The organism is Pseudomonas sp. TAE6080, from assembly GCF_018732265.1.
Lineage (GTDB): Bacteria > Pseudomonadota > Gammaproteobacteria > Pseudomonadales > Pseudomonadaceae > Aquipseudomonas > Aquipseudomonas brenneri.
Window position 1 is genome coordinate 135,427 of the sequence record NZ_JAHIDY010000010.1, and the last position, 26,435, is coordinate 161,861.

Annotated in this window: 26 protein-coding genes; 7 read left to right on the top strand and 19 right to left on the bottom strand. The window is 61.1% G+C overall.

What is annotated here, in order from left to right; genetic code table 11:
* Positions 1-3: 3 nt before the first annotated feature.
* From KL786_RS10265 to KL786_RS10280, 4 genes are read right to left on the bottom strand one after another with little or no spacing between them, the layout of a single operon-like run.
* The gene (locus KL786_RS10265; RefSeq protein WP_032857620.1) at positions 4-693 is read right to left on the bottom strand and encodes an ABC transporter permease; all 690 of its coding nucleotides are present in this window, start codon (positions 691-693) and stop codon (positions 4-6) included.
* Between the two features lie 12 nt (positions 694-705).
* Positions 706-1,419: an ABC transporter permease gene (locus tag KL786_RS10270; RefSeq protein ID WP_032857618.1), complete on the bottom strand. Its 714-nt coding sequence runs from the start codon at positions 1,417-1,419 to the stop codon at positions 706-708.
* A gap of 18 nt (positions 1,420-1,437) precedes the next feature.
* Positions 1,438-2,211, bottom strand: a complete 774-nt coding sequence (locus KL786_RS10275) for a transporter substrate-binding domain-containing protein (protein ID WP_215517545.1) — start codon at positions 2,209-2,211, stop codon at positions 1,438-1,440.
* Between the two features lie 47 nt (positions 2,212-2,258).
* Positions 2,259-3,041 (bottom strand): ABC transporter ATP-binding protein, encoded by a 783-nt coding sequence (locus KL786_RS10280; RefSeq protein ID WP_029300232.1) that lies wholly within the window; start codon positions 3,039-3,041, stop codon positions 2,259-2,261.
* 305 nt (positions 3,042-3,346) lie between these two features.
* Between KL786_RS10280 and KL786_RS10285 the strand changes: the two genes are divergently transcribed.
* The 3 genes from KL786_RS10285 to KL786_RS10295 all read left to right on the top strand — a co-directional run bounded on the left by KL786_RS10285 (position 3,347) and on the right by KL786_RS10295 (position 8,157).
* The gene (locus KL786_RS10285; protein ID WP_032857614.1) at positions 3,347-4,231 is read left to right on the top strand and encodes a LysR substrate-binding domain-containing protein; all 885 of its coding nucleotides are present in this window, start codon (positions 3,347-3,349) and stop codon (positions 4,229-4,231) included.
* A 118-nt stretch (positions 4,232-4,349) separates the two neighbouring features.
* Positions 4,350-5,957 (top strand): 5-guanidino-2-oxopentanoate decarboxylase, encoded by a 1,608-nt coding sequence (locus tag KL786_RS10290; protein ID WP_215517546.1) that lies wholly within the window; start codon positions 4,350-4,352, stop codon positions 5,955-5,957.
* Positions 5,958-6,123: 166 nt separating this feature from the next.
* Positions 6,124-8,157 carry a c-type cytochrome gene (locus tag KL786_RS10295; protein ID WP_215517547.1) on the top strand — a complete coding sequence of 678 codons (2,034 nt, stop codon included), beginning with the start codon at positions 6,124-6,126 and terminating at the stop codon, positions 8,155-8,157.
* A 48-nt stretch (positions 8,158-8,205) separates the two neighbouring features.
* Here the strand turns inward: KL786_RS10295 and KL786_RS10300 are convergent, their stop codons facing one another.
* Entirely contained in the window at positions 8,206-9,456 is a 1,251-nt protein-coding gene (locus KL786_RS10300; RefSeq protein WP_215517548.1) for a 2-aminoadipate transaminase, read from the bottom strand.
* A gap of 158 nt (positions 9,457-9,614) precedes the next feature.
* A complete protein-coding gene (locus KL786_RS10305) occupies positions 9,615-10,511 on the bottom strand; it encodes a LysR substrate-binding domain-containing protein (protein WP_215517549.1) in 897 nt (298 codons plus the stop codon).
* Positions 10,512-10,659: 148 nt separating this feature from the next.
* Between KL786_RS10305 and KL786_RS10310 the strand changes: the two genes are divergently transcribed.
* Positions 10,660-11,688 carry an amino acid ABC transporter substrate-binding protein gene (locus tag KL786_RS10310; RefSeq protein ID WP_215517550.1) on the top strand — a complete coding sequence of 343 codons (1,029 nt, stop codon included), beginning with the start codon at positions 10,660-10,662 and terminating at the stop codon, positions 11,686-11,688.
* Between the two features lie 3 nt (positions 11,689-11,691).
* On the opposite strand, the gene KL786_RS10315 is transcribed toward KL786_RS10310, so the two are convergent.
* The 4 genes from KL786_RS10315 to KL786_RS10330 all read right to left on the bottom strand — a co-directional run bounded on the left by KL786_RS10315 (position 11,692) and on the right by KL786_RS10330 (position 15,902).
* Positions 11,692-12,696, bottom strand: a complete 1,005-nt coding sequence (locus KL786_RS10315) for a diguanylate cyclase domain-containing protein (RefSeq protein ID WP_215517551.1) — start codon at positions 12,694-12,696, stop codon at positions 11,692-11,694.
* Between the two features lie 153 nt (positions 12,697-12,849).
* Positions 12,850-14,769, bottom strand: coding sequence for an alkaline phosphatase D family protein (locus KL786_RS10320; protein WP_215517552.1), 1,920 nt, complete (start codon positions 14,767-14,769; stop codon positions 12,850-12,852).
* A 94-nt stretch (positions 14,770-14,863) separates the two neighbouring features.
* Positions 14,864-15,127 carry a hypothetical protein gene (locus KL786_RS10325; RefSeq protein WP_032857601.1) on the bottom strand — a complete coding sequence of 88 codons (264 nt, stop codon included), beginning with the start codon at positions 15,125-15,127 and terminating at the stop codon, positions 14,864-14,866.
* Complete coding sequence (locus tag KL786_RS10330; protein ID WP_215517553.1) at positions 15,117-15,902, bottom strand: MlaA family lipoprotein; 786 nt, start codon at positions 15,900-15,902, stop codon at positions 15,117-15,119. The genes KL786_RS10325 and KL786_RS10330 overlap by 11 nt, the downstream gene beginning before the upstream one ends.
* A gap of 164 nt (positions 15,903-16,066) precedes the next feature.
* On the opposite strand from KL786_RS10330, the gene KL786_RS10335 reads away from it, so the two are divergent.
* Both KL786_RS10335 and KL786_RS10340 read left to right on the top strand, forming a co-directional pair.
* On the top strand, positions 16,067-16,777 hold the full coding sequence (locus KL786_RS10335) for a response regulator (protein WP_032857599.1): 711 nt from the start codon (positions 16,067-16,069) through the stop codon (positions 16,775-16,777).
* Complete coding sequence (locus tag KL786_RS10340; RefSeq protein WP_215517554.1) at positions 16,774-18,090, top strand: sensor histidine kinase; 1,317 nt, start codon at positions 16,774-16,776, stop codon at positions 18,088-18,090. Before KL786_RS10335 ends, KL786_RS10340 begins: the two co-directional genes overlap by 4 nt.
* Positions 18,091-18,125: 35 nt before the next feature.
* On the opposite strand, the gene KL786_RS10345 is transcribed toward KL786_RS10340, so the two are convergent.
* Both KL786_RS10345 and KL786_RS10350 read right to left on the bottom strand, forming a co-directional pair.
* Positions 18,126-18,503, bottom strand: a complete 378-nt coding sequence (locus tag KL786_RS10345; RefSeq protein WP_215517555.1) for a response regulator — start codon at positions 18,501-18,503, stop codon at positions 18,126-18,128.
* Positions 18,504-18,611: 108 nt separating this feature from the next.
* Positions 18,612-19,331: an SDR family NAD(P)-dependent oxidoreductase gene (locus tag KL786_RS10350; protein WP_215517556.1), complete on the bottom strand. Its 720-nt coding sequence runs from the start codon at positions 19,329-19,331 to the stop codon at positions 18,612-18,614.
* 184 nt (positions 19,332-19,515) lie between these two features.
* Between KL786_RS10350 and KL786_RS10355 the strand changes: the two genes are divergently transcribed.
* Positions 19,516-19,899 carry a c-type cytochrome gene (locus tag KL786_RS10355; RefSeq protein WP_215517557.1) on the top strand — a complete coding sequence of 128 codons (384 nt, stop codon included), beginning with the start codon at positions 19,516-19,518 and terminating at the stop codon, positions 19,897-19,899.
* A 49-nt stretch (positions 19,900-19,948) separates the two neighbouring features.
* On the opposite strand, the gene phnX is transcribed toward KL786_RS10355, so the two are convergent.
* The 7 genes from phnX to KL786_RS10390 form a co-directional block, all read right to left on the bottom strand.
* A complete protein-coding gene (gene phnX / locus KL786_RS10360) occupies positions 19,949-20,776 on the bottom strand; it encodes a phosphonoacetaldehyde hydrolase (RefSeq protein WP_215517558.1) in 828 nt (275 codons plus the stop codon).
* An 82-nt stretch (positions 20,777-20,858) separates the two neighbouring features.
* Positions 20,859-21,731 (bottom strand): LysR substrate-binding domain-containing protein, encoded by an 873-nt coding sequence (locus KL786_RS10365; protein ID WP_065944258.1) that lies wholly within the window; start codon positions 21,729-21,731, stop codon positions 20,859-20,861.
* A gap of 37 nt (positions 21,732-21,768) precedes the next feature.
* Positions 21,769-23,064, bottom strand: a complete 1,296-nt coding sequence (locus KL786_RS10370) for an MFS transporter (RefSeq protein ID WP_215517559.1) — start codon at positions 23,062-23,064, stop codon at positions 21,769-21,771.
* Positions 23,065-23,156: 92 nt separating this feature from the next.
* Complete coding sequence (psrA, locus tag KL786_RS10375) at positions 23,157-24,248, bottom strand: iron-containing alcohol dehydrogenase PsrA (RefSeq protein WP_032857585.1); 1,092 nt, start codon at positions 24,246-24,248, stop codon at positions 23,157-23,159.
* Between the two features lie 205 nt (positions 24,249-24,453).
* Positions 24,454-24,825 (bottom strand): PH domain-containing protein, encoded by a 372-nt coding sequence (locus tag KL786_RS10380; protein WP_029300265.1) that lies wholly within the window; start codon positions 24,823-24,825, stop codon positions 24,454-24,456.
* Positions 24,826-24,854: 29 nt separating this feature from the next.
* Positions 24,855-25,184, bottom strand: a complete 330-nt coding sequence (locus KL786_RS10385; RefSeq protein WP_215517560.1) for a hypothetical protein — start codon at positions 25,182-25,184, stop codon at positions 24,855-24,857.
* 149 nt (positions 25,185-25,333) lie between these two features.
* Positions 25,334-26,248 carry an AraC family transcriptional regulator gene (locus KL786_RS10390; RefSeq protein ID WP_252193675.1) on the bottom strand — a complete coding sequence of 305 codons (915 nt, stop codon included), beginning with the start codon at positions 26,246-26,248 and terminating at the stop codon, positions 25,334-25,336.
* Positions 26,249-26,435 lie beyond the last annotated feature (187 nt).

The window sequence follows — 26,435 nt, forward strand, 5'->3', positions numbered from 1 at the left end:
GATTCAAGCCTGGCGCTGCGGGACTTTGCCCCAGCGCGAGAAGACGTGTTCGATCACGAACGCCAGGACAATGTAGATCACCGCCACGGCCAGCAGGGGTTCGTACACCCGCAGGGTCTGCGCACGTACCAGGTTGGCGGCGCCGAGCAAGTCGGTGACGGCCACGGTGGAGGCCAGCGCGGTGGCCTTGAGCAGCAACACGGTCTCGCCGACCAATGTCGGCTTCACCAGCTCCAGCGCCCGTGGCAGCCAGACCCGGCGCAGCACCATCAGGCGCTTCATGCCAAAGGCCCGCGCCGCTTCCAGCTCGCCCCGTGGCACGGCACGCAGGGCGCCGCGCAACACTTCGCCGACATAGGCGCCGACACACAGGATCAGCGCCAGGGCCACGTACCAGAAACCTTCACGCAAGTACGGCCAGAGGAAGCTGCCGCGAATCAGCGGGTAGCTGGCAAACACGCTGCCTACGCCGTAATACAGGATGTAGATCTGCACCAGCAGCGGCGTGCCCCGGAATACCGCGGTGTAGGCGCGCAGCGGCGCACTGATCAGCGGGTTCGACGACAAGCGTCCCAATGCCACCAGCACCGCCAGCAAGAAGCCGAACACCCCGGACAAGGCCAGCAACTTCAGGGTGATACCCAGGCCATGCAGCAGTTCGTTGGCAAAACTGTTGATCCATGAAAAGTCCATCAGCTGCGCTCCTTAGTGCTGCGGCATCCAACGGTTGATCCGACGTTCGAACACCCGGAAGGCGCCGTTGGAAACCAGGGTGATGATGAAATACACCGCTGCCACTGCCAGGTAGAACACCAGGTAATGCTTGGTGGAACCGGCCGCCTGCTTGCCCACCGAGAGCAGCTCGCTGTAGCCGACGATGCTGATCAGCGCGCTGTCCTTGACCAGCACCAGCCACAGGTTCGACAGGCCGGCCATGGCAAACGGCAGCATGCTGGGCAGCAACACCCGGCGTACCAGCAACCAGCGCTCGATGCCAAAGGCCCGCGCGGCTTCCAGTTGGCCGACGGGAATGGCCTGGATCGCGCCACGAATGATTTCTGCCGAATAGGCGCCCTGGACGATGCCCAGCACCAGCACCGCGGCGATAAAGCCGTTGACGGTCACGCTGTCGCGCCCCATCGCCGCCATCGCCATGTTCAGCAGGTCGGTGCCGGCGTAATACAGCAGCAAAATCAGCAGCAACTCTGGCACCGCGCGGTACAGCGTGGTGTAGAGGTTGGCCAGGCGTACCAGCCAGCGCGGGCCCTTGAGTTTGATCATGGCCACCAGCAGGCCGATGCCCAGGCCCAGCACAAAAGCCCCGGCGGAGATCTGCAAGGTCACCACCGCCCCTTGGAGCAGGGCGTTGAGCCAGCCGTCGGCGACGAACAGCTGGGTGAGTTCGGACAAAGAAATCATGGCGCTTTCCGTTGGACGTTATTGCGCGGAAATATCGACGCTGAAATAGCGGCTGCGAATTTTGTCGTAGGTGCCATCGGCCTTGATTGCCGCCAGCGCCGTGTTGAGCTGCTCGCGCAGCGGGGTGTCACCCTTGCGCACGGCGGCCCCGATGCCCGACCCGAACAACGGGTCTTTCGGCGCCAGGCCCTTGTCGGCCAGGCCGCTGCCGGCGGCGGACTTGAAGATCGGTTCGATGGTCAGGGCGTCGGCCAGCATCACGTCGATCCGCCCGCTTTGCAGGTCGGCGGTCATGTCGTCCTGGGTGTTGTAGTAGCGCAAGGTCGAACCCTTGGCGTAGTAGGCCTTGAGGTAGGTGGCGTTGGAGGTCGAGCCCTGCACGCCGATCAGCTTGCCTTTGAGGCCCTCGGGCGTGGTGACCAGCTCCAGGCTCTTGTCGGCGACCCACATGGCCGGGGTCTGGTAGTAAGGCGCGGTGAAGTCGATGACCTTTTCGCGCTCCTCGGTGATGCTCAGGGAGTTGAGGATCACGTCGATCTGGCTCGATTGCAGCGCCGGAATCAGGCCGTCCCAGGACACTTCCTTGAGCGGGCATTGGGCTTGCAGGCGTTCGCACAGGGCCTTGATCAGGTCCGGTTCGAAACCGCTCCAGGCGCCATTGCCGGCTTTTTCGGAGAATGGCGGGTAGGGTTCCAGGGCGATGCCGAAGACGATTTTGTCGGCGGCAACGGCACTGTGGGACAGCACGGCGAGCACGCAGCCGGCGGCGAGGGATTTCAGAGAGTTGTGCATGGCTTGACCCTTTCGAAGTTATTGTTTTGAAGGATGGAAGCGGCAGTTCAAACGCGATTGTCCTGGGCCATGACGAACTGGCGGCAACGCTCGCTTGTGGGGTTCTGGAAGACTTGCTGTGGCGTGCCTTCTTCTTCAACCAACCCTTGGTGCAAAAACATGACTTTGCTCGATACATCGCGGGCAAACGCCATTTCGTGGGTGACGAGGATCATGGTGCGGCCTTCTTCGGCGATGCCCTGGATCACCTTCAGTACTTCGCCGACCAGCTCCGGGTCGAGGGCCGAGGTGGGCTCATCCATCAGCAAGACGCGCGGGCGCATGGCCAGGGCGCGGGCAATGGCCACGCGCTGTTGTTGGCCGCCGGACAGGAAGGCGGGGAAGGCATCGCGCTTGCTGGCCAGGCCGACTTTTTCCAGCAGGTGTTCGGCGTGGGCGATGGCGTCCTTGCGGTCTTCACCCAGCACATACACCGGTGCTTCGATGACATTTTCCAGCACGGTGCGGTGGGGCCACAGGTTGAAGCTCTGGAACACCATGCCCAGTTGCGTGCGCAGGCGAGCGACTTGATCCGGGTCGGCAATCAGCGGGTTGCCGGCGCGGTCCTTTTTCAGGCGCACTTCTTCGCCGTTGATGCGCAGGCTGCCGCTGCACGGGATTTCCAACAGGTTGATGCAACGCAGCAGGGTGCTTTTGCCCGAGCCGCTGGAACCGATCAACGACACCACATCGCCTTCGTTGGCGCGCAGGGAAATGCCTTTGAGAACATGGTGCGCGGCGTAGCTCTTGTGCAGAGCATCAATGGCGACCACCGGGGTGACTGGGTTCAAGGGTTATCCCTCTTTATTTTTGTAAATTGATCAACCTGGACACCGCCCCCTGTAGGAGCTGGCTTGCCAGCGAAAAACGCAAGAACACCACGTTTATCCAGCGTGCCCACGTCATCGTTGACGACCCGCGCCGGCAAGTTTGGGAGTGCCGTGCTGAAGATCGAGAATAGCCACTGGCCATTTGAGGTCAATCGAGCATTTTTCCGTCGATCTTGAAATTTAATTCAACTGTCCGCTTTACGAGTGGCTATGTCTGAGGGTCGATTACGGCTATGGTGCGGGTAACTTTGAGCAGGTGAACATCCATGCGTTACCCCTCCATGACCGCTTTGCGGGCGCTGGACGCGGTGGCCCGGCTGGGCAGCGTGTCCGAGGCTGCCACCGAGCTGAACCTCACCCCCAGTGCCATCAGCCACCAGATCAAGAGCCTGGAGCAGACCCTGGGTTTTGCCCTGACCGAGCGCACCGGGCGCAATATCCGCATCACCTGGCAGGGCGAGCGCTATGCCCGTGATATCCATGGGCTGCTGGCCAATATCCTTGAGGCCGGGCAGCGGTTCGATGGCCAGCAGGTCAGCGGGCGCCTGTGTATCAGCAGCCCGGCAGGGTTTGCCACTTATTGGCTGTGTACCCATATCGCCGACTTCCAGGCACTTTATCCACAGGTCGAATTGCACCTGATTTCACCGCGTACGCCAGACGACACCAGCGACCACGGCGCCGACCTGTTTATTGCCTACGGTATGGGCGACTGGCCCAACCAGCATGTGCAGAAGATCGTTTCGCTGCGTTATTTTCCGGTGTGCAGCCCGCGCCTGGTCAACACCATGGGCGGCCTGAAGACCCCGGAACACCTGGCGGGCGCGCCTTTGCTGCACATGATCGACTACTCCGACTGGCGCGTGTGGCTGGCCGCCGCCGGGGCGCCGAATGTCGATGTGCAGCGCGGCATCGTGTTTGCCGATGCGCATTTTGTGCAGTCGGCGTGCATCGCTAGCCAAGGCATCGCCATGGGCGACAACTTGATCAGTGGCGAGGCCCTGGCCAGGGGCTTGCTGGTGCGGCCGTTCGAAACCGAGATCGAGTCCAATCGCGGTTATTACCTGGTGGCCGATCACCAGAAAGTCGAGCGCCCGGTGGTGCAGGCGTTTGGCGAGTGGGTGAAGTCGCAGTTGGGGGGCGGGCTTTAGTTTCAGGCGATCCGTGAATTTTTTTTGCCAATGGCCGGCAAAATTTTTGCTTGTCCGCCCTCGGAGTGCCGCCTAAGGTCTGGCCAATCGACACAGAACAATAAGAAGGAAATGAGCAATGACCACCTGCGCCCAGTCCCTGGTTCGCCTGCTGGAAGGTTATGGGGTAGATACCGTCTTTGGCATCCCCGGCGTGCATACCGTCGAGCTCTATCGCGGCCTGCATGGCAGCCGCCTGCGCCATATCAGCCCGCGCCATGAACAGGGCGCCGGCTTTATGGCCGACGGCTACGCCCGCGCCAGCGGCAAGCCGGGCGTCTGTTTCATCATTACCGGCCCAGGCATGACCAATATTCTGACCGCCATGGGCCAGGCTTATGCCGACTCGGTGCCGATGCTGGTGATTTCCACCACCAACCGCCGTGAGCATCTGCGCCTGGGCCACGGGCATTTGCACGAGTTGCCCGATCAGCGCGCGATGGTGGCGGGGGTGTGTGCGTTCAGCCACACGTTGCAATCGCCTGAGCAATTGCCCGAGCTGCTGGCCCGCGCTTTCGCCGTGTTCAAATGTGCGCGCCCGCGCCCGGTGCATCTGGAAATCCCCCTGGATGTGCTGGACATGCCGGCCATCGATCTCAACCTGATGCCCCGCAGCCTGCCAGGCGCACCGGCCCCGGCGCCGGCCTCGTTGCGTGCGGCGTTGAATTTGCTCAACGACGCGCGCCGGCCGCTGATTCTCGCCGGCGGCGGTGCCCGTGATTGCGCCGAGGTGTTGCAGCAACTGGCCGAGCGCCTGCAAGCGCCGGTGGCCCTGACCACTAATGCCCGTGGCTTGCTGCCCATGGGCCACCCCTTATTGCTGGACGGCGTGCAGTCATCCAAACATGGCCGCTCGCTGTTTGACGAAGCCGATGTGATCCTTGCCGTGGGCACGGAGCTTGGGGAAACCGACTACGACTTCTTCGGCCTTGGCCCACTGAAATTCAAGGCACCGCTGATCCGTCTGGACATCGACCCCATGCAAGTCATGGGCGTGCAACGCGCCCATGTCGGGCTGGTGGGCGATGCCCGCGAAGGGTTGCAGGCGCTGCTGGATGCGGTCAGCCCACCCGCTCCGAGCGGGCGTTGGGCACTGGACAGCGTACAGCGGGTCAACCGTCTGGAGCGCGAGAGCTGGACCACCAAGCAACAAGGTCTGCAAGGTCTGCTGGACCTGCTGCGCGACAGTCTGGTCGACCCGCTGATCGTCGGTGACTCGACCCAGCCGGTGTACCAGGGCGCGGTGGGTTACCAGGCGCCGGCGGCCAACAGTTGGTTCAACGCCGGCACTGGCTACGGCACCCTCGGCTATGGGTTGCCGGCCGCTATCGGTGCCAAGCTGGCCAAGCCCGAGCGACCGGTGGTGGCGCTGGTCGGCGATGGCGGCTTGCAGTTTGCCAGCAACGAACTGATCGCGGCCCGTGAGTCAGGCGTCGGCGTGATTCTGGTGGTGTGGAACAACCAGTGCTACGGCGAGATCCGTGACTATATGCAGGCCCGTGAAATCGCCCCGCTGGGCGTGGATATCATGACCCCGGATTTTGCCGCCATGGCCCGCAGTTTCCATGTCGCCCACCATCGGGCCGACACGCCGCGGGACTTGCACGCCTTGCTGCACACCCTGGGTGACATTCGCCAACCGGTGATGATCGAACTCGACGCTACGCAATACCTGCAAAACGCCTGAACCTCCCCCGGCCCTGATCCATATCAACGGGCCACCTCTGAAAATCCGCTACAACAAAACCGGGGCTTACAAAGCCCCGGTTATCCGCCTGATGACCTCATAAAAACGTAAATAAACCTGTACCCAGGGGCCAACCCCCAGGCCAGGTGATTAAAGGAATAATGCGATGGCCCTTTCTCTGTCACGTCTGGCCTTGATGGGGGCGACGCTGTGTCTGGCGCTTCCCCTGCACGCCAACGAACCCGTCAAACCGGATACCGACCTGATCGCCCAGGGCAAATACGTGGCCCAGCTCGGTGACTGCATCGCCTGCCACACCGCCAAGCAAGGTCCACAGATGGCCGGCGGCCTGGAACTGAGCACGCCCATGGGCACCATCTATTCCAGCAACATCACCCCGGACCGCGAGACCGGCATCGGTAACTACAGCTTTGAACAGTTCGACCGCGTGATGCGTGAAGGTGTGACACCGGCTGGTATGAACCTGTACCCAGCCATGCCGTATCCGTCCTACGCGAAGATGAGCGAAGAGGACATGCGCGCCTTGTTCGCCTACCTGATGCATGAGGTCAAGCCAGTGAGCCAGGCCAACCTCGAAGCCGACATGGGCTTCCCATTCAACCAGCGCTGGGGCCTGGCGTTGTGGAACTTCATGTTCCTCGACAAACAACCGTTCCAGGCCGACCCGGCCCGCGATGCAGTGCTCAACCGTGGCGCCTATCTGGTCCAGGGCCTGGGCCACTGCGGTTCGTGCCATACCCCGCGCGGGATCGCCTTCCAGGAAAAAGCCATGAGTGACACTGGCAGCGGCGGCGAGCACTACCTGGGCGGGGAAACCGTTGAGCATTGGCGCGCCTTGAGCCTGCGCAACCTATGGACGGTGCAAGACACCGTGCAACTGCTCAAGACCGGGCAGAACCGCTTTGCCACAGTGTCGGGCAACATGGTGGACGTGATCCGTCACAGTACCCAGCATTTCACGGACGCCGACCTGACGGCCGTCGCGACGTATCTCAAATCCCTGCCACCGGGCAAGGACGACCTGCCAATGCCGGCTGTCGCCAAAGGTCCTGCCGAGTTGCCCAAGGACTTGTTCACCAGCCGTGGCGGCCTGGGCTATATGCAGTTCTGCAGCGATTGCCACCGCAGCGACGGCGCAGGTGTGAAGGGCCTGTTCCCGGCATTGGCCGGCAACGCCGGCGTGGTTGCCAGCAACCCGACCTCGTTGCTGCACATCACCCTTACCGGTTGGGAAACCGCCGAGACCGCAGCCCATCCACGGGTCTACACCATGCCGGGCTTTGCGCGCCTGGGGAACAACGAAGTGGCGGAAATCCTCACCTTTGTGCGCACGCGCTGGGGCAACGAGGGCTCGCCGATCAGCACCGCCCAGGTGAAGAAAATGCGTGACCAGCTCAACCCGGTCAGCACTGATTCCTCGGCCTTCGAAACGCCGCGCCTGGCCAACCTGCTGGCGGCGTCGAATGCCGACCAAGTGGTGCGCGGCATGCGCTTGCACCTGCAAACCAAGGAACTGCTGCCTGATAACGTCGGCAACTCGCTGAACTGCACCAGTTGCCATCTCAACGCCGGCACCGTGGCCGATGGCTCGCCGTTTGTGGGCGTCTCGGCGTTCTTCCCCAGCTACGCCCCGCGTGCTGGCAAGGTGGTGAGCCTGGAAGAGCGCATCAACGGTTGCTTCCGCCGTTCGATGAATGGCAAACCAGTGCCGCCACAATCGGCGGACATGCAGGCGATGGTGGCGTACTTCGACTGGATGAAAAACAACACCAAGCCCGAGGACAAAGTCCCCGGCCGTGGCGTCGGCAAGATCGACCCGGCCATCAAGCCGGACATGGCCAATGGCGAGCAGGTCTACGCCAAGCAATGCGCGGTGTGCCACGGCAATGACGGCGAGGGCCTGGCCCGTGCTGACGGCACCCTGGTGTACCCGCCGCTGTGGGGCGAGCAGTCCTTCAACATCGGCGCCGGCATGGCCCGCACCTACACGGCTGCTGCGTTCGTCAAACGCAACATGCCGATCGGCTTCCACGAGAAATTCCCGCTGGGCCAGGGAGGCTTGTCGGACCAGGAAGCGGTGGACGTTGCCGCCTACTTCTCGCAAAAACCACGCCCGGACTTCCCGGACAAGGTGAAGGACTGGCCGAACGGCGGTAAGCCGGTGGATGCACGCTACTGACCCCCGCCCTGTAGGAGCCGGCAAGCCGGTTCCTACAGTGGGGCTGTGTCAATCGAGCTGTTGCAGGCATGCTTCAAAAATATCCAACCCTTGCTCCAGCACCACCGGCTCGATGGTCAGCGGTGCCAACAGGCGGATGATGTGTCGGGCCTTGCCGCTGGGCATCAGTAGCAGGCCGGCATCGCGGGCCAGGTTCAATAGTTGGTTGAGTTGCGCGGTGGCGGGGGTGCCGTCGGGTTTTATCAGCTCGATTCCCCGCATGGCGCCGACCCCGGTCAGGCGGCCGAGGTAGGGCGAGCGTTTTTTCGCCTGCCAGGCGGCATGGCGCCTGGTGATTGCGGCCTCCTGTTGTTCGCCCCACGCTTGCAGGTTTGCATCGCTCATTGCATCCAGGGTGGCCAGTGCGGCTGCGCAGGCAATGGGGTTGCCCGAGTAGGTGCCGCCCAGTCCGCCTTTAGGCAGGTTGTCCAGCAAGGCCTTGCGCCCGACGACGGCGCCCAGTGGCACGCCGCCAGCGATGCTTTTGCCCAGCAGGATCAGGTCGGGTTCGATGCCCAGGCGCGAGAAGGCGAAACGCTGGCCAGTGCGGCCAAAGCCGGATTGGATTTCGTCGGCGATCAGCAGGATGCCGTGTTCATCGCACAGGTGGCGCAGGGCTTTGGCAAATGGGGTGTCGAGGGCGAGGAACCCGGCTTCGCCCTGTACTGGCTCGATGATGAAACAGGCGACGTCGGCGATGTCGATTTCGACGCTGAACAAGCGTTCCATGGCCTTTAGCGCATCACCTGTGGTCACCCCATTGTCTGCGCTGGGGTAGGGCAGGTGGTAGACCGGGCCGGGCAGGACCCCGACTTTTTGCTTGTAGGGCGCCACCTTGCCGTTGAGGTTGAGGGTGGCCAGGGTGCGCCCGTGGAAGCCGCCGTCAAAGGCAATCACTGCAGTACGGCCGGTGGCGCCACGTGCGATTTTCAGCGCATTTTCGCAAGCTTCGGCGCCGCTGTTGGTCAGCATGCCGCTGACCGGGTAACTCACCGGGATAAAGGCGCTGAGCCGCTCCATCAACTCGATATAAGGCGCGTGTGGCGCGGCGTTGAACGCGTAATGGGTGAGTCGGGTGGCTTGTTCGCGAATGGCTTCCACCACGCCGGGGTGGCAATGGCCGAGGTTGAGCACACCAATGCCGCCGACAAAGTCTATATAGCGCTTGCCCGCGGTGTCCCAGACCTCGGCATTGCGCCCGTGGCTCAGGCAGATGGGGTGGACGATGGCAATCGACTGGCTGATGCTTGCGTGGCTCATGGATCACGGGCTCGGAAAGGGCGGTGTGCGCCTATCTAAGCTGCGTGCCCCATGGCCCCGCAAACGAAATAAAGTCGCCGGGTCATTCGCAAAAATCGGGATGTGGCAATGCATCGCAAGCCATGGCACAGATCCAATGTGGGAGCGGGCTTGCACATTCAGGTCTTGGCGGTCTGCTGCGCCATGTACTCCACTATCCACTGCAAAAATGCCTTCACCTTGGGGATCTCCCCGGCATGTTCGGCATGGGCGATAAAGTGTGCGCCGCTGCTGGGCATCGCGTAGTCCCATGGCACCACCAGACTGCCCTGGGCCAGTTCGTCGGCCACCAGGTAGTGCGGCACCAATGCCACGCCGTAGCCGGATTGCGCTGCACGAATGCACATGTAGAACGTGTCGAAGCGCGGCCCGTGGTAGCTGTTCTGTGAGTGCAGGCCCTGTTCCAGGAACCACTCGTGCCAGGCCTCGGGTCGTGAGGTGCATTGCAACAGGGTGTGGCTCGATGAAGCATCACTGCCCTGGGCGACAAATCCCGGCGCACACACCGGCACCACTGCTTCGAGAAACAGCTCGATGCAGGTGGCGCCCGGCCAGGAGCCCTGGCCGAAGAAGAAGGCGATGTCGGCCTTGGCCTGCAGCACGTCGAAGGGTTCCAGTTCGTTGCGGATATCCAGATGGATGTTCGGGTGGCGGGCAGCAAAGTCCTTGAGCTTGGGCACCAGCCAACGATCGCCGAAAGTCGGTTGAGTGGCGATGCGCAGCACTTCGGTCTCGCCGCCGTAGGTGAGGATGTAACGGCTGGAAATGTCCACCTGGGTCAGGATCTTGTGTACTTCCGCCAGGTACAACGAGCCCGCCGGCGACAGGTACAGACGCTGGCGCACCCGCTCGAACAGCTTGTGGCAGAGCATTTCCTCCAGTTGCGCCACTTGCTTGCTCACCGCACTTTGGGTCAGGTGCAGTTCCTCGGCGGCACGGGTGAAGCTCAGGTGACGGGCCGCAGCGTCGAAGCATTGCAGGGCCGTCATCGAAGGGGTCAAGCGTTTTGAAATCATGGGAGTTCATTCCAAACAGGAAGGAGCCTTTGCCTAAACGTCGTTTGTGACCCAGGTGTAAAGCCGTTGATACTGACCGGCAACACTATAAATAAACTGGCCCGGGTTTGCGGCGCCAAATAAGAACGACCGACACGGAGAGCCTTGCATGAAGCATCTTAAATCCACCCTGGCGGCACTCACCGCTGCTGCCGCCATGAGCTTGGCCGGCGCAGCTCATGCGGGCGCGACCCTGGACGCGATCCAGAAAAAGGGCTTTATCCAATGTGGCGTCAGCGATGGTTTGCCAGGCTTCGGCGTGCCGGACGCCCAGGGCAAGATGACCGGCATCGACGTTGATGTGTGCCACGCCGTCGCCGCAGCCGTGTTCGGCGATGCCTCGAAGGTGAAGTTCACCCAACTGACTGCCAAGGAGCGTTTCACTGCGTTGCAATCCGGGGAAATCGACCTGATCTCGCGCAACACCACCTGGACCAGCTCCCGGGATTCCGGGATGGGGCTGGTGTTTACCGGCGTGACCTATTACGACGGCATCGGTTTTCTGGTGAACACCAAGCTGGGGGTGGCCCATGCCAAGGAGCTGGATGGCGCGACCATCTGCATCCAGGCCGGCACCACCACCGAGCTGAACGTCTCTGATTACTTCCGCGCCAATGGCATGAAATACACCCCGATCACCTTCGACACCGCCGATGAAAGCGCCAAGGGCCTGGAAGCCGGACGCTGCGATGTGCTGACCACTGACCAGTCGGGCTTGTACGCCCAGCGGATCAAGATGGCGCATCCGGCTGAGTTCATCGTGCTGCCGGAAGTGATCTCCAAGGAACCCCTGGGCCCGTTGGTGCGCAAGGGCGACGATGACTGGTTCAGCATCGTCAAGTGGACGCTGTTTGCCATGCTCAATGCCGAAGAGATGGGCATCACTGCGCAAAACGTCGAAGAACAGGCCAAGACCACCAGGAACCCGGATATCGCCCGTCTATTGGGTGCCGACGGTGAGTACGGCAAGGACTTGAAATTGCGCAAGGACTGGGTGGTGCAGATCGTCAAGCAAGTGGGCAATTATGGCGAGGTGTTCGAGCGCAATATCGGCCAGGGCAGCGTGCTGAAGATTCCGCGCGGCCTCAACGCCCTGTGGAACAACGGTGGCATCCAGTACGCGCCACCGGTGCGCTAGCGGTCATGGCGACACCCGGTTCTTGCCCGCGGCCTTGGACCGGTACAGCGCCTGGTCTGCCCTGGCCATCAGGTTGGCGGGTGTCTCGTCATTGAGGCGCTGTACCACGCCCAGGCTCAAGGTCACCTTGAACTCGCCCACGCTGGGTAAGTCGAGGATGGCCAGGCGGATGCGCTCAGCCAGTATCCTGGCAGTCTCCACCGTGCTTTTGGGCAGGATCACCATGAATTCATCACCGCCCCAGCGCGCCAGGAGGTCGCCCTGGCGCACGCAATGTTCCAGGCGCTCGACTACCTGTAACAGGGTGCTATCGCCCACGGCATGCCCGTGCTGGTCGTTGATCGACTTGAAGTCATCGACATCCATGGCAATCACCGCCAATGGCAGGCGAAACCGCTGGGCGCGCTCACATTCTTCCAGCAGGGCTTTTTCCAGGCGGTAGCGGTTGGCTATACGGGTCAAGGTATCGCGCTCGGCCAGGGAGCGATTTTCGTCCAGTTGCAGCCGCAATTGCTGGTTGACCCGCGACAGTTCGCGCGTGCGTTCGGCCACCAGTGCTTCAAGGGATTGATTGCGCCGCTCAAGTTGTTCCATGGAGCGTTTGCGCTCATGAATGCTGCGGTGGGCGCCGACCATGCGCCACACCGAGCCGTCGGCATTGCGGGCGATCACGTAGCCGCGGTCTTCGATCCACAACCAGGTGCCGTCCTTCTTGCGGCAGCGGTATTCGGCTTGATAGTGGGAGGTGCGGCTACAGATGTAGTCGTCGAAGACTTTCATCACATGGGGATAATCGTCGGGGTGGATCACGCTTTCCCAGGTGAAGACCGTGTTTTCCAGGGAGTGGTGATCGTAGCCGAGCATCTCGTACCAGCCTGGGTTGCGATAGACGAACCCAGTGTTGGCGTTCCAGTCCCAAACACCATCGCTGACCAGTTCCATGATGGCATGGGCCAAGTCAGCATTGACGTCGAAAAGCTCATTCTTCAACGGATCCATATCGACCATCTGCGCGCTCCCTGCGAGGATGCTGGCTCATTCTGGCCAGTCAGGTGTTAACGCCGATACTCCGTGGCTGGACGTACTGTACAACGAGGTTTGGCCGCATAGAAAGAGCCTACAGGGTTGTGGCTAAAAGCCACTATTTGCGGGGGCTCAAGGCTATTGCGGCTCCATCATGCGGGTGGGTGGCAAGCCATTGGCATTGTGCTGGTAGATTGCCTCGGGCTGCCCTTGCTCGTTGAAGAATACCTGGCCGATGCCGGCACTGTTCCAGAGCCGTTCGCCGGCTTCGGCGTGTGCCGGGATATACGGCACCACTTGCATGCGGCGGCGCCGAGTCAGCCAGTTCAAGGGCGAGCGTGGCGAGTAGAGCCAGCGGTTGAGGCGGTCGAACCACTCCAGCAGGCGGGGTGGGAATTGGTTCTTGATGCCACTGCTGGTGATCTGCCAGATCTGCGGCCCGGCATTGCGATGGCGGATCAGCACTTTGTAGACGAACGAGTAATGCACATCCCCCGACAGGATCACGTAGTTACCCGGGGTGCGTGAGTGGCGGAAGATATTCAGGATCACTTGCGCGGCGCCACGGTGGGCCATCCAGTTTTCTGCATCGACCAACAGCGGGTAGCCGCACCAACTGAAGACTTTCTGCACGGTCTCGATCAGCTTGACGCCGAAGATCGGCGCGGGCGAAACGATGATGGCTGACGGATGGTCGAGCAGTTCCTGTTGCAGTTCGCTCAAGGCTTCCCAGTCCAGCAGGCCGGACGGTTGCTTGAGGGTGAACTCACTGCGCCAGCGCCGCGTGCGGGTGTCGATGACGACCAGCGCGGGAGTGGTGGGCAGCACGTAGTGCCATTGCTGGAACTGCAGCAGATCTTCCAGCAATTGGTCCTGGGTGGGTGCGTGCAGGTGATTGTCGTAGTCCTGGGCCGTCGCGGCCAGGGCCAGGGTTTTTTCCACGAGCTGGGCGAAGGCATCGGGGTTGTTGCCCCAGCCCTGGCAGAGCATGTAGGCCAGCAAGGCGTTGCCGATGATGCGCTTGGAGAATGGGTTGCCGTAGGCGGTCTGTTCCCACTGGGCGCTGAGGTTCCAGTCATCGGTGATGTCATGATCATCGAAGATCATCAGGCATGGAACGTGGGCGAACACCCGGGCGACACCGGCCAGGCCGTCGCGAAACTTATCCACAGGCACCTGCTCGCGGACGTAGCGGGCCTGTTCTTCAGGTGCCAGCCGTGTGGGCGCTTGCGGGGCGATCAGGGTCCAGGGTGTTGGCGACCAGGCCAGCAGGTACATCGCCATGACTTCGGCGAAGGTCACCAGGTGGTTGTCGGCGGTGCTGCTGGTGAAGATCGGTTTCTTCACCCCGCCAAAAAAGCGTTCGCGCAAGGTTTCGTTGCTTTCCAGGGCCGGCAACAGATCGGCGCGATGGTAGTAGCTGGCGGGGTGATCGTAGAGCCTGGTGCTGTCGTCCACCACCGCGCCATCGAGGTGTTCATCGAACAGGCCCAGACGGGCAATCAGCCCATGAATGGCACGCAGCATCGGCCCGGCCACATCGTCGGCGTACACCTGGTCGCCACTCATCATCAACAGGGCGGGGCGATGTTCGAGGCTGCGGTCTTCGGCCAACAGGCGATCCGCGCACAGCAGGCCTTCATCGGCGTAATGGTGGGGTTTGCGGCAAGAACCGTGCAGCAACTGGCGAATACGGCTGTGCAGGATGAAATCCGGGCTCTGGGCATTGGCATACAGCAGGTGCGGCGCCCATTGGGCGATGCCGGTTCCATCGTTGAGCAGCAAGTCATAGCTGATGGGCACGTCCTGGGGGAGCGGCGTGGCCAGCGGTACATCGATCAGGTGGATAAAGGCTGCGCGGCCCACGGGAATGACCTGGCAGCGGGTGGCGTCGAGGTCGATCTCCAGGGACTGCTGGCACTCGTCCTGGCGAAACTGCAACCGCAAGGTCAATGCCAGTGCCCGGCTGCCCACCAGCCACAACACCAGGCGCCCCGGCTCCAGGCGACGCAGCAAGGGGCCGGCGAGGACGGCGGGTAGTGAAGCGGCTTGCAACATGAAGAACACGGCTCTATGCGGGAAAGGACGGCAGAGGATAGCGCAACGGATGTCGGCGTTTTGTCAAAGTAACAGGGGCGGGCAGCCTTGATCACTACAGCATGTTTGCCCGCTCAAGGCTGCTGACTGACGACTCTCCCTGGGCAATCAGCCAGCGCAGCACATCGCTCACCGCCACGCGGTGCTGGCGCTCGATCCAGCGTACGCCTTGTGGGGTGTACTGTTCCACATACCGGCTGAGCACCAGTTGATGTTGGTCGGCAGACAATTGCAAACGGGTTTCCCGACAAATCAGCGCGCGATCACCACGTTTGTGTATCTTCTGCTGCAGGAGCATGGAGCTGGCATCAGAAATCATCGCCTGGGCCTTGTGTGCATGAGGTTACGGTGGGTGTGGTTGCCCCTTCCTTGCCTTCCAGCACATAGGCTGCACGGTGTTCAGCCACGACGTTACGCAATGCGCTGTAGTAATCGGGCAACTGTTGCAGGCTGTCGGTCAGTGGCAGCAGGGCTGCCCGGGTGTCTACGGTGTCGCCGACCAGGCTGATGGTGCCCAGGGTTTGCACCGTGTCGCTGTCGCCCAGTGGCGCCACCAGGAAACTCAGCACTTTACCGGCAGCATCTCGACTGTTGCCGGTACCCAGTAACGGCAGTTCGACGATTGGCCCGTTACCGATGCCCCATACACCGAATGTCTGGCCGAAGTCGGCCGTGTGGCGGGGAATGCCCAGCGAGTCGGAGACATTCAACAGGCCCACCAGGCCCACGGTGGTGTTGACCGCGAATCGTCCCAGCGTGTTGACGGAGCGCTGTGGGTTGCCTTGCAGCAGGTCGTTGATAAACACCTTGGGTTCACTGAAGTTGCTGGAAAAGTTATGCACACCCTGCTGGAAAAAATCCGGCAGGTGTTGATAGCCACGGGCGACAGGTGCCAAGGCATAGTCATCGACGGTCCGGTTGAACGCAAAGACCCCGCGATTGAACGGCTCGACGGGGTCGTACACCGGGTAATCAACCTGCGCACAGCGCACGTTCGCCTGTGGCGCGGGGCTGGCACAGCCTGTCAGGTACGAAACAGTCATCAACAGTGCAGCCTGGCGAGCCAGGTGGCGGGGATACGTCAGCGCACGCATAAACACAGTCTCCGAAAAAGGGAGGCCGATGCTGGCATTCGCAGTTTGCCTGAAGATGTCTGCTTTATTACTGCGATGACGCTTTGTTGCAGGATTGAAATATGTGACGAGTCGCTGCGAATGGTTTTGAATGTCGCCTCGACCAAACCAAGTGATGCCAGCCGGTGAGCAACCTTTTAATCGTGGACGATGACCTTGAGGTCCTCGCGCTGCTGAAGAAATTTTTCCTGCAACATGGCTACGCGGTACGGACCGCAGCCAATGGCACAGCACTGTGGGCGGCCATGGAACAGCAGGTTGCAGACCTGATCATCCTCGACCTGATGCTGCCGGGCGACAATGGTCTGTTGCTGTGCCAGCGCCTGCGCCAGCAATACGCCACGCCGGTGATCATGCTGACCGCCATGGGCGAACTCAGCGACCGGGTGGTGGGCCTGGAAATGGGCGCTGATGACTACCTGAGCAAACCCTTCGATGCGCGTGAGTTGCTGGCCCGGGTGCGCGCAGTGTTGCGTCGCGCCGGTGAAAGCCGGGGCCCCTCGGGCGACAGTTCACGGCCGTTGATTCGCTTCGCCGGCTGGCAACTGGACCTTACCCGGCGCGAATTGCGCTCGCCGGACCAGGTGATGATCCCCTTGTCGTCCGGGGAGTTCGACCTGCTATTGGTGTTCGTCGAGCATCCTCAGCGGGTGTTGTCGCGCGAGCAGCTGTTGAACCTGGCCCGTGGCCACAGCCACGATGCGTTTGATCGCAGTATCGACGTGCAGGTCAGCCGTCTGCGGCGCAAGCTGGAGTTCGATACCAAACGCCCGGCGATGATTCGCACGGTGCGCAATGGCGGCTATCAATTTACCGCCAGTGTGAGTCGCTCATGAAGCGTCCTCGCGACACTGTGGCCCGCTGGATTGCCCTGACCATCCTGATCGCCATGTTCACCGCCCTGGTGCTCAATACTCTGTTTACGCAACTCGCTGGCGTCTGGGCCCGACCACCCTTGAGTGAAACCGGCCTGCTGGACAAGGTGGCGGTGATTGTCCGGATGATCGAGACGGCGGATCCTGCCGAGCGCCCCAGCCTGGCCCGCTCGGCAGGCGACAGTATGTTCAGCGTGCATTGGGCGGTGGATGCCAAGCGTTTCGGCTTGCCCCAGGTCAAGGACGATAATTACAGCACGGGAAAAGAGCTGTTCGTGAATGCGCTGGCCTGGCCAGAGCGCCGGGCCGAGGGCTTTGAGCCGGCCGACTGGGCAGGTCCCGGTGGGCACTATGCGTTGCTGGTGGAGCTGACCGATCACTCGTGGCTGATGGTCAGCGCCGCGTCGCGCAGTTGGGGGCTTGCCGAAGGACCGCGTAGCGTCATCGTGTTGGTGCTGGTGCTGATTTCCACCGCGCTGGTGACCCTTATTGCCACCCGGCGCCTGGCGAGGCCCCTGCAACATTTCGCCCAGGGCGTCCGGCGTTTTGGTGCCGACTTCCGGGCGCCGCCGATCGAGCCGGTGGGCCCGGAGGAAATTCGCCAGGCGATCCTGGCATTCAACGGCATGCAGGCGCAGTTGCAGCACTTTATCCAGGACCGCACCCAGATGCTCGCGGCTATTTCCCATGACCTGCGCGCGCCCTTGACGCGGCTGCGGCTACGCGGTGAGTTCATTGAGGACCGCGATCAGCAGCAGAAACTGTTTCGCGATGTCGATGAAATGCAGGCGATGATCAATACCGCCCTGGAGTTCTTTCGCGACGATGCACGCCTGGAGCAGGCCACGGCGCTGGACTTGTCCGAGTTGCTGCAAACCCTGGTGGATGATTACCGCGACCAGTCCATCGACATCGCCTTCAGTGGCCCGCCACGGTTGGTGTATTTCGGCCGGCCCCTGGGGCTCAAGCGGGTGATGACCAACCTGGCGGACAATGCGATCCACTACGGCCACGCGCCCGAAATCCAATTGCAGCAACAGCCGGGGCAAGTGGTGATTCGTGTGCTGGACCGTGGGCCGGGGATTCCCAGCGGATTTCACGAACAGGTCTTCCTGCCGTTTTTCCGCCTGGAAGGTTCACGCAACAAAAGTACGGGTGGTGTCGGCCTGGGGCTTTCCAGCGCCCGGGCGATTGTCCTGGAGCATGGCGGCACCCTGACCCTGCGAGATCGCCAGGGCGGCGGGTTGGAGGCGGTGGTGATACTGCCGGTGTAGTGAGGAGGGTGATCCATTGCAGATGTGAGCCGTATTCAATGCAGGGATGAATCCTGCCCCAAGGCTTGTTGTACACAGTCGAGCAAACGCTCAGTGCTCCATGGCTTGGGCAGGAATCTCACGGTGCTGCCCAATTGCGCCGCCATCGCGGTGTTGCCCGAGGTCAGGACCACGGGCAATGAAGGCCAACGGTGCGCCACTACTCGGCTCAGGTCATACCCGTTGAGCAGTCCAGGCATCTGGATATCACTGACAATCAAGTCCACCGGATCACTGGAGCGTTCCAGAAAAATCATCCCCTCATCCGCCGATGGAAACGAAATGACCTGTGCGCCGAATTCTTCCAGCACATCCACCATGAGTGAGCGAATGATTTCGTCGTCTTCCAATACCAATATCGATGGCTGAGCCATGATCACTACTCCACCATCAGAGGTCAGTAAGGTGGAGTGGGCGATGAATGGATAGGTTCGATTGGATATTTTATATTCGATGGGTGGTCGTTTGGCTGGTTTTCCCCCTCAGAAGCGCTCATCCAGCAGGGCCGGCAAGGTCAGTTCCTTGACGAAGCTGGCCGATGACAGGCTCAAGGCCATACGCACCACCTGCACCACATCGTGTACCGGGATCAACTGCCCGTCGCCGCGTTGTTCGGCTTCTTGCCTGGATGTGCTCAACGGATCTTCGGTATTCAGGTAGCCCAGGTTCAGGCAGGTCACCCCCAGGCGCTGGTGCCGATAACCTTCGCGAAGGGCATCGGCCATGCCACGCAAGGCGAATTTCGATGCGCCGAACGTGACTTCTGGGCGCCCGCTCTGGGGCAGGCCCGAGGTCGAGCCGGTAAGAATGATGCGTGGGTTCGGGCTCTTCAGCAGCACGGGCAGCAGGCGCTTGATCAGCAGCAGCGGCGCGGTGACGTTGCAACTGACAATGGCTTCGAGCTGCGTATCCTCGTCCTTGAGAAAACTGTAGGCCTCGTCGAACGCCCGTTCTTCCCAGATGCCCAGGTTATAGATCAGCGTGTCCAGGCCGTCCTGCACCACCGCGTGTTCGATGAGTTGCGCGGCCTGTGCTGGCTGGCCAAGGTCGGCTTCCACCCACAGCACTTCGGCGCCGGTCGCGGATACCAGGTTGGCAGGACGGCTGCGCGAGACACCGACCACGGTATCCCCCACACCACCCAGGCCTTCCATAAATGCCCTGCCCAACCCCTTGCTTGCACCGACCACCATGGTTCTCATCGATCTCTCCTGAACTGACGTGCTGATGGGAAGGCGCATGCAAACAGAGGGGGCGAGTGATGGCAATTGAATGGCTGTATCCAAATGTTTTGCCAGGAGGCGGTTCCACGATTTGGACGAACATAAGAAAACAGCAGCATAATTGACACCTTTGCTACCTGCCCCCCCCGATCTGGAGCCCCTGATGAAATTCGTTGCCTTGCTGCCTCTTTTACTCTCGGCCACGCTCTTCAACACTTCGGCGACGGCAGCGGGTGATGCCGAGGCGGGTGGCAGGTTGTTCACCAAGACGTGTGGCGGTTGCCACAGTGTCGGGCTGAACGCCCGTGGCGGCTTCGGGCCGCAGCTCAATGGGGTGATCGGGCGGCTGGCGGGCGCTACGGCGGACTATCAGTATTCCGACGCGATGAAAAACTCAGGCGTGGTGTGGACGCGGGAAACACTCGCGGCCTATATCGAGAACCCGAAGAAAGTGGTGAGCGGCACCCGCATGATTTTCTGGGGGATCAGCGATCAGGAGAAGATCGAGAATCTGCTGGCGTATCTTGAGACCTTTCAGACGCAATAGCCGCATTGCAGGAGCCGGCTTGCCGGCTCCTGCAGGATAGGCACTGATTTCAACTGCCCTGTGGTGTTTCCCCGCGTGCCAGCCGCGCATTGATGTCGTCGATCACCGCCGGCAGGTCGACGATGGTATCGATCAGGTAATGCGGGCGTGAACCCTCAAACATCTGGGTAATGCGCTCGCGCTCCTGCGCCAGTTCATCGGCCGGCAGCGCCTTGAATTGCGCATAGGTAAGGCCCAGCGCGTTGCCGGAGCAGGTCAGCGCCACCGTCCACATCCCGGCACTGCGTCCTTCCAGAATCCCCGGCCAGGTGTCATCGACCTTGACGCACGCCGCCACATCGCTGATGCCCAGGGCTATCACATTGGCCAGGGCCTGGGCCGGATGCGGGCGCCCGTTGGGCACTTCATCAGTCGCCACCACATGATCGGCCACGTAGCCGTTTTGTCGCGCCAGCTCGACCACCTTGGCCATTACCACGGCCGGATAGCCCGAGCAGGAGCCGATCTTCAAGCCCTTGCCGCGCAGGGTTTCAATCGCCTCCAGCGCGCCGGGGATGAGCGCTGAGTGCAGGGCGATTTTCTCGATCTGCAACGGCATGAAACGCTCATACAGGGCGGTGACGTCCTCGTCGCTCGGCTGGCGGTTGAATACGGCGCGATAACGTTCGGCAATCTGCGGTTGATTACACAGGGTGCGGATGTGATCCCACTTGCCCATGCCCATCGGCCCGCGTGCTTCCTCCAGGGAAACGGCAACACCGAACTCGGCAAAGGCTTCGACGAAAATCTGCGTGGGGGCGAAGGAGCCGAAGTCGACGACGGTGCCGGCCCAGTCCAGGACCACGGCTTGCAGCTTGGAAGGTGGTTGGTAGTTCATGGTCAATCTCCATTTTCGGGTATGAGCAGGCCGTCCCTCGATAAATGAGGTAAGCCGGTTGAGTGCAAAAGGGTGAAGCGAATCAGGTAGCCGGTATGGGGCTGGCCTCGAACAGTTCGGCGATCATCGGGCGGTTGCGCCGGATGCCCAGGCAACACAGGTGGTAGTCGATGGAAAACGGGTGGTCGACAAAAGTGATCGGCGTGGTGCCCGGTGTTTCGGCGTATTCCACCGCCGACACAAAACCAATGCCGATGCCCTTGGCGATGGCATGCACGATTGCCTCGCGACTGTTGAGTTGCATCACGCAGTTCAGGTCCACACTCAGGCGCTTGCAGCTCTCTTCCACCAGTTGGCGGGTGCGTGAGCTGCGTTCGCGCATGACCCAGCGCTCCTGGCTGATCTGTTCGACGTGGACCTCTTTCTGCGCAGCCCAGGGATGATCATCGCGCACCACCGCGATGATCGGGTAGCGCCGATACAGCTGCGTATCGAAGCGTTGGTCAAACTCCGAGAGGGCCAGGATTGCCACATCGATATCAAAGTTGAACAGGCGGTCGAGGGTTTCCTTCTCCGGGGAAAACGAGGTCTCCAGCTCGATATCCGGGTGGCGTTGCATCAGTTCGTACGTCAGGTTCATCGCAATCGGCGGCGACACTGCGCCCAGGCGCAGCATCCCGGTCTTGCGCTGCTTGAAGCTGTGCAGCAATTGCATGGCTTCATCCTCCTGGCCGAACAGGCCCTGGGTGATCCCGTAGAGCGCGTGCCCGGCCGAACTCATTTCGATAAACCGGCCACGGCGGTGGAACAACTCCACGGAGAACTGCTTTTCCAGGGCGTTCACCTGCTCGCTGACCGTTGGCTGACCGACGCTCAAGTACTCGGCGGCGAGGGTGAAACTGCCGGTCTTCGCCACCGCATGAAAGGAGCGCAGCCACTTGTGGTACTGGTACATAACCCATCCTGTTCCAGGGCTCAGCCGAGCCGGTTGATCAACGGCGGATAAACAGGGCTACCACTGCGCTGCACAGGCAGGCCGAGGTAACGACGATGAAGATCAGCGACGTATTGCCGGTACTGTCGAGCATACTGCCGATCAGCGGTTCCGCCAGGCCAGCAAACAGATAAGACGAGAAGTTCATCACACCCGTGGCCGTGCCTGCGCGCTTGGCGCCTACCAAGTCCGGGCACAGTGCCCAGAAGCTGGATGCCGGGCCGTAGACAAAGAACCCGCACAAAAACAATGCCACCAGGCCGATTGCACTATGGGGCGGCAGGCTCCACATCCACAGGCTGGTGGCGGCGCCGAGGAACATATAGAGCATGATCGCCAGGTAGCGCTTGGAGCCGAACAGCTTGTCGGACACCCAGCCATTGCTCAGGGCGCCGACGGCCATGCCGACTGGCAGGGCGACGGTGATCCACTTCGGATCGATCATGCTGTCGCCGCTTTTCCAGTTGGCGCCGAGGAAATGTACTGGCACCCACACGATCAAACCGTAGCGCGCCGCGTTCTGGAAGCCCAGGGACACGGCGGCGATGATCAGGCGCGCGTTTTTCAACACGGCCTTGTAGCGTTGTGCCGAGGTTTCCTCTGTGCCGTGGGCCACTTCATGGCCCTTGTCATCGGCGTTGGCCACGCCGGTATCGGCCAGGGGCTCGAAGCCCAGGTCTTGCGGGCGTTCACGGGCCACCAGATAAAACAGGATGCCCCCGGCCAACATCAGCAGGACCGGCAGACGGAAGATCCAGCGCCATTCCAGATGCAGCACCTCCAGCACCACGATGGAGGTCACATAGGACAGCACCGACGCACAGCCGGCGGCGAATACATAGAAGCCATAGACCCTGCCACGCTCGCTGGCGCTCCACCAATTGGAGATCAAGCGGCTGCCCGGCGCCCAGCCCAGGGCCTGGAAGTAGCCGTTGATACCCCACGGCAGGATCAACCCGGCAAAGCCACTGGCAAAACTGGTGACCCAGTTGGCGCCACAGGACAGCACCGCGCCCAGGGTCATGATGCGCCGGCCGCCGAACTTGTCGGCCAGGTTGCCGTTGATTGCCTGGCCAATGGCATAGGCCCAGAGCATGGCGGCCGAGATCCAGCCCAGCACCTCCTTGGTCAGGCCGAACTCGGCCTGTATCCCCGGGATGGCGAAGCCGAAGGTCTGGCGTCCGGTGTAGAAAAACAGGTAACAAAACATCGCCGCCAGCAGCATGCGCCACTGGGCAACACGGAACGATGCCGAGCGAACGGCAGGGACAGGCAGGGTGTGTGCACGATTCATGATGTTTTCCTTATTGTTATTCGCCCCCGAAACCGCAGCTACGGGGTGGCACGCTTTACAGGTGCAAGAGGAAAGACTGAATTGCGTTGGGCCTAGGCGGCCCTGGAACCGATAAAGTTCTTGCCGCGCGCACCTTGCAGGGCGAAGCGGATCATTGCGGCGGCCTCGGTGGGCGTGACGCCGTAGTCGGTAAATTCGGTTTTCACGTCCAGGCTATGCAGGAACGTGCGCAGTTGGGCCTGGGCTTTGTCCAGGTCATCGCCAAACACCCGCTGCAATGTGCGATCGCGCGCGGCGTCATGCCCCCATGCCAACCCCAGCACCAACGGCAAGGTAAAGGAGCAGGCGATGCCATGGGGCAGACCGTGGTGCAAGGTCATCTCGTAGGAAATGGAGTGGGCCAGGGCCGTCTTGGTATTGGAAAAGGCCAGGCCGGCCTTGAGCGCTGCCAGTGCCATGCGTGAGCGCAACTCCGGATTGCCAAGGTCGCGCCGTAGTTGCGGCAGGCATTCCAGGATGTCCTCGATGGCCGACACCGCAAAAGTGTCAGAAACCGGGTTGGCGTTGATATTCCAGATCGACTCCAGGGCGTGGGATAAAGCATCGAGCCCTGTCGACACGGTGACCCCGGCTGGCACCGTGAGCATCAACTGTGGGTCAACAATTGCTACCTTCGGCCAGGTGCAGTCCAGGTGCAGGGAATACTTCTTGTGGCTGGCTGAATCCCAGATCGTCGCCCAGGGCGTCACCTCGCTGCCGGTACCCGCGGTGGTCGGCGCCGCGATCAACGTCTTGCAATGGGCCGGCACAAACGGCTGGCCGGTCGCCAACAACGCCAGCAACTCATCGAACTGCCCGGACTCGGTGCCGACAATCAACGCCTTGGCCGTATCAATTGCACTGCCGCCACCGACGGCCAGCACCACATCACAGCTCCCGGCTTGCTGCCAGAAACGCTCGTAGGTGCCACGCAGTTGAGCGACATCGGGGTTGGGCTGCACATCCTCGACCACATACACCAAGCGCTCGCCCAGCAGTGCCTGGATCCGCTCCACCAGGCCCAGCGCGCGGGCTTCCGGAAAGGTGACAAGCGTGACGGTCTGCTGCGCGGTGATACTGGCCAGGTCTTGCAGGCAACCCCAGCCGAAACGGGTGTCTACCGGGTTATGGAATCGGGCAGTCATGGCGTGTTCCTGGTTTTTGTTGTTGGAAGTGGCGCCAATAGTCGGGGAGGGTGGGAAAGAGCTCAAATCGATAGATTGGGGGGATGGATTGGTTGGGCCGATAGTGGGGGCGGTGTGGTTCTGGCATTTGATTGCGTACACCCATTGAATCAGTAATGCATGCAGTAAAAAGACCTCGGTGTTCCCAGGTCTTTTTGCCTACAAATCAGCCCAACAGGTGTTTGGAAATCAGCCTGGAGATTTCGACAATCGAGGTCTTGCCGGTGAACTCGAATTTCACTTTGCCCAGCGATGAAAAGTAAATCTCCAACTCCGAATCCAGATCGAACGTGCCGGAGGTTTCCACCGAGTACGCGACGATGTTCTTGTAGGGCAGGGAGGTGAAGTCTTTCTTGCTGCCGGTGATGCCTTGCACGTTCACGGCGATGATGCGCTTGGTGGTGAACACTACGCCGTCGCGCATGGCTTTGTAGGCATCGACTACTTGTTCGTCATCCAGCAACAGCGAGGCAACGCGTTCGGCGTATTCGTTGTTTTGCTTGAGTTTGAAGAAGCCTTTGTTGTTGAAGTCGATCATTGGACGGTCCTTGTGTGTCTGGGAGGGGGCTACAGGATTGCCTTGAGGTAATCCTTGAGTGCTTCGAGTGGGAGCTTCAGTTCCTCTAGTGCCGAGGCTTGCTGGACGTCAGTCATAAGCTTTTGCAGCTCGCGGCCCAACACCGTGTCGGCTCCGCCCAAGGCCGCCAGGGCCTGCTTGGTGCATTCATCTACCTTGTGTTGGATGGTTGGCAGGTCGCCACTGCGCACCAACAATCCAAACACCTCCCGCTCGTAACCATCCATGACCAGATCGTCGCGCAGGATCGGGCTGCCATCTTCGGTCTCATGCACCAGTTTGAGGGCGAATAGAGCAACGGCTTCGAGCGTCAATTCCATGGTCCTGGGTCCTCTCCTATGGAGTGCGGCGGGGGTGGTCATTTTTCTGCAGGCGAAAAAAAGACCTTGAGTTTCAAGGTCTTTCTTTAAAACATTAATGGCTTGATTTGTATAGATTAAATTGGATGTGGCGGTAGGTGGGTGGCGCGTTATTGCAGCGGTACATATATATCAGTCTGCCATTGATCCTGCGGGGTCTCGGGATAAACGCTCAGATAATCGAAGAACAGGGGGTGGTCCCGCAGTTCCTCGCCGCTGGTGGGTAGCCAGTCGCGGTAGATCGGGTAGATCGTCTCGCCGATGTGGTCCGTCGAGCCCACGTGGCGCACGACAATGCAACGTCCTCCTGGGATAACGCGCTCGGTTACGCCGAACTCATTTGTGGCCACGGCCTCGTTAATTTCGCCGCAGAGTGCAAACCGGAATGCTTCGGGCGGGGTTGTATCGGGGTTGCCGAAAGGAATGCCAAAGCTGCGACTTGATTGCACGGGCGACTGTCCGCTCTGCATGCGCCACTCGGAAAACTTGCGCACACTCTCGCTAACGAGCCCGGGAGCGCCACAGTGTTCGAGTGCTGCCACTCTGACGGGGTGAAACTCTACGATTCGTACGTGCATGATGATGCTCCTTGAGAAGTGAGGGATGGTGAACACCGAACTCCAGACCTGCCAACTGGGCTGCTTCCTGAACGCACTCGGTGCTATACCGAACGCTCGCCTGAATGCCCTGGAAAAAGCCTCGGGGCTTTCGAAACCTGCACCGAACGCTGCTTCCAGTACCGAGTAACCCCGGGTGGCGGCCAGGCAATGCGCCGCGCGTCGTAGCCGCATCAACTGTACATAGCGTGAAACAGGCACGCCGACGAAGGCGGTAAATTGCCGATGGAAGTGAAACGCCGAAAAATTCGCCACTTGGCTCAACGCCTTCACGGACAGGTCACCTTCTAGATTGGCTTCTATATAGGTGAGGACTGCATTGAAGCGTTGTGTGTAGGCGGCGTTGCTCGGCAAGTCAGGCACTGGATGGAGGCTCCTGGGGTTTCGGTAGGCATCAGAGTCAGCCATCCCGGCTTGCCTGCGCCTAGCCGTGCTTGCTGAGGTAGTGATTGGGTTGTCTTGGACGTTTCATAATGGCAACCCAGGCGCTTTGGAAAGAATTTTCAGGCGGGGGTTGACCACGTATTTTAATCCTGTACTATTCGCCTCCCGCTGACGAGAGATCGAAAGCGCAAGTGGTTGAAGTTGTTAAGGA

Excerpts from the sequence above, each read along its gene's own strand:
- KL786_RS10265 (WP_032857620.1), bottom strand. The coding sequence starts at position 693 with ATGGACTTTTCATGGATCAACAGTTTTGCCAACGAACTGCTGCATGGC.
- KL786_RS10270 (WP_032857618.1), bottom strand. The coding sequence starts at position 1,419 with ATGATTTCTTTGTCCGAACTCACCCAGCTGTTCGTCGCCGACGGCTGG.
- KL786_RS10275 (WP_215517545.1), bottom strand. The coding sequence starts at position 2,211 with ATGCACAACTCTCTGAAATCCCTCGCCGCCGGCTGCGTGCTCGCCGTG.
- KL786_RS10285 (WP_032857614.1), top strand. The coding sequence starts at position 3,347 with ATGCGTTACCCCTCCATGACCGCTTTGCGGGCGCTGGACGCGGTGGCC.
- KL786_RS10290 (WP_215517546.1), top strand. The coding sequence starts at position 4,350 with ATGACCACCTGCGCCCAGTCCCTGGTTCGCCTGCTGGAAGGTTATGGG.
- KL786_RS10295 (WP_215517547.1), top strand. The coding sequence starts at position 6,124 with ATGGCCCTTTCTCTGTCACGTCTGGCCTTGATGGGGGCGACGCTGTGT.
- KL786_RS10300 (WP_215517548.1), bottom strand. The coding sequence starts at position 9,456 with ATGAGCCACGCAAGCATCAGCCAGTCGATTGCCATCGTCCACCCCATC.
- KL786_RS10305 (WP_215517549.1), bottom strand. The coding sequence starts at position 10,511 with ATGATTTCAAAACGCTTGACCCCTTCGATGACGGCCCTGCAATGCTTC.
- KL786_RS10310 (WP_215517550.1), top strand. The coding sequence starts at position 10,660 with ATGAAGCATCTTAAATCCACCCTGGCGGCACTCACCGCTGCTGCCGCC.
- KL786_RS10315 (WP_215517551.1), bottom strand. The coding sequence starts at position 12,696 with ATGGTCGATATGGATCCGTTGAAGAATGAGCTTTTCGACGTCAATGCT.
- KL786_RS10320 (WP_215517552.1), bottom strand. The coding sequence starts at position 14,769 with ATGTTGCAAGCCGCTTCACTACCCGCCGTCCTCGCCGGCCCCTTGCTG.
- KL786_RS10325 (WP_032857601.1), bottom strand. The coding sequence starts at position 15,127 with ATGATTTCTGATGCCAGCTCCATGCTCCTGCAGCAGAAGATACACAAA.
- KL786_RS10330 (WP_215517553.1), bottom strand. The coding sequence starts at position 15,902 with ATGCGTGCGCTGACGTATCCCCGCCACCTGGCTCGCCAGGCTGCACTG.
- KL786_RS10340 (WP_215517554.1), top strand. The coding sequence starts at position 16,774 with ATGAAGCGTCCTCGCGACACTGTGGCCCGCTGGATTGCCCTGACCATC.
- KL786_RS10345 (WP_215517555.1), bottom strand. The coding sequence starts at position 18,503 with ATGGCTCAGCCATCGATATTGGTATTGGAAGACGACGAAATCATTCGC.
- KL786_RS10350 (WP_215517556.1), bottom strand. The coding sequence starts at position 19,331 with ATGAGAACCATGGTGGTCGGTGCAAGCAAGGGGTTGGGCAGGGCATTT.
- KL786_RS10355 (WP_215517557.1), top strand. The coding sequence starts at position 19,516 with ATGAAATTCGTTGCCTTGCTGCCTCTTTTACTCTCGGCCACGCTCTTC.
- phnX (WP_215517558.1), bottom strand. The coding sequence starts at position 20,776 with ATGAACTACCAACCACCTTCCAAGCTGCAAGCCGTGGTCCTGGACTGG.
- KL786_RS10365 (WP_065944258.1), bottom strand. The coding sequence starts at position 21,731 with ATGTACCAGTACCACAAGTGGCTGCGCTCCTTTCATGCGGTGGCGAAG.
- KL786_RS10370 (WP_215517559.1), bottom strand. The coding sequence starts at position 23,064 with ATGAATCGTGCACACACCCTGCCTGTCCCTGCCGTTCGCTCGGCATCG.
- psrA (WP_032857585.1), bottom strand. The coding sequence starts at position 24,248 with ATGACTGCCCGATTCCATAACCCGGTAGACACCCGTTTCGGCTGGGGT.
- KL786_RS10380 (WP_029300265.1), bottom strand. The coding sequence starts at position 24,825 with ATGATCGACTTCAACAACAAAGGCTTCTTCAAACTCAAGCAAAACAAC.
- KL786_RS10385 (WP_215517560.1), bottom strand. The coding sequence starts at position 25,184 with ATGGAATTGACGCTCGAAGCCGTTGCTCTATTCGCCCTCAAACTGGTG.
- KL786_RS10390 (WP_252193675.1), bottom strand. The coding sequence starts at position 26,248 with ATGGCTGACTCTGATGCCTACCGAAACCCCAGGAGCCTCCATCCAGTG.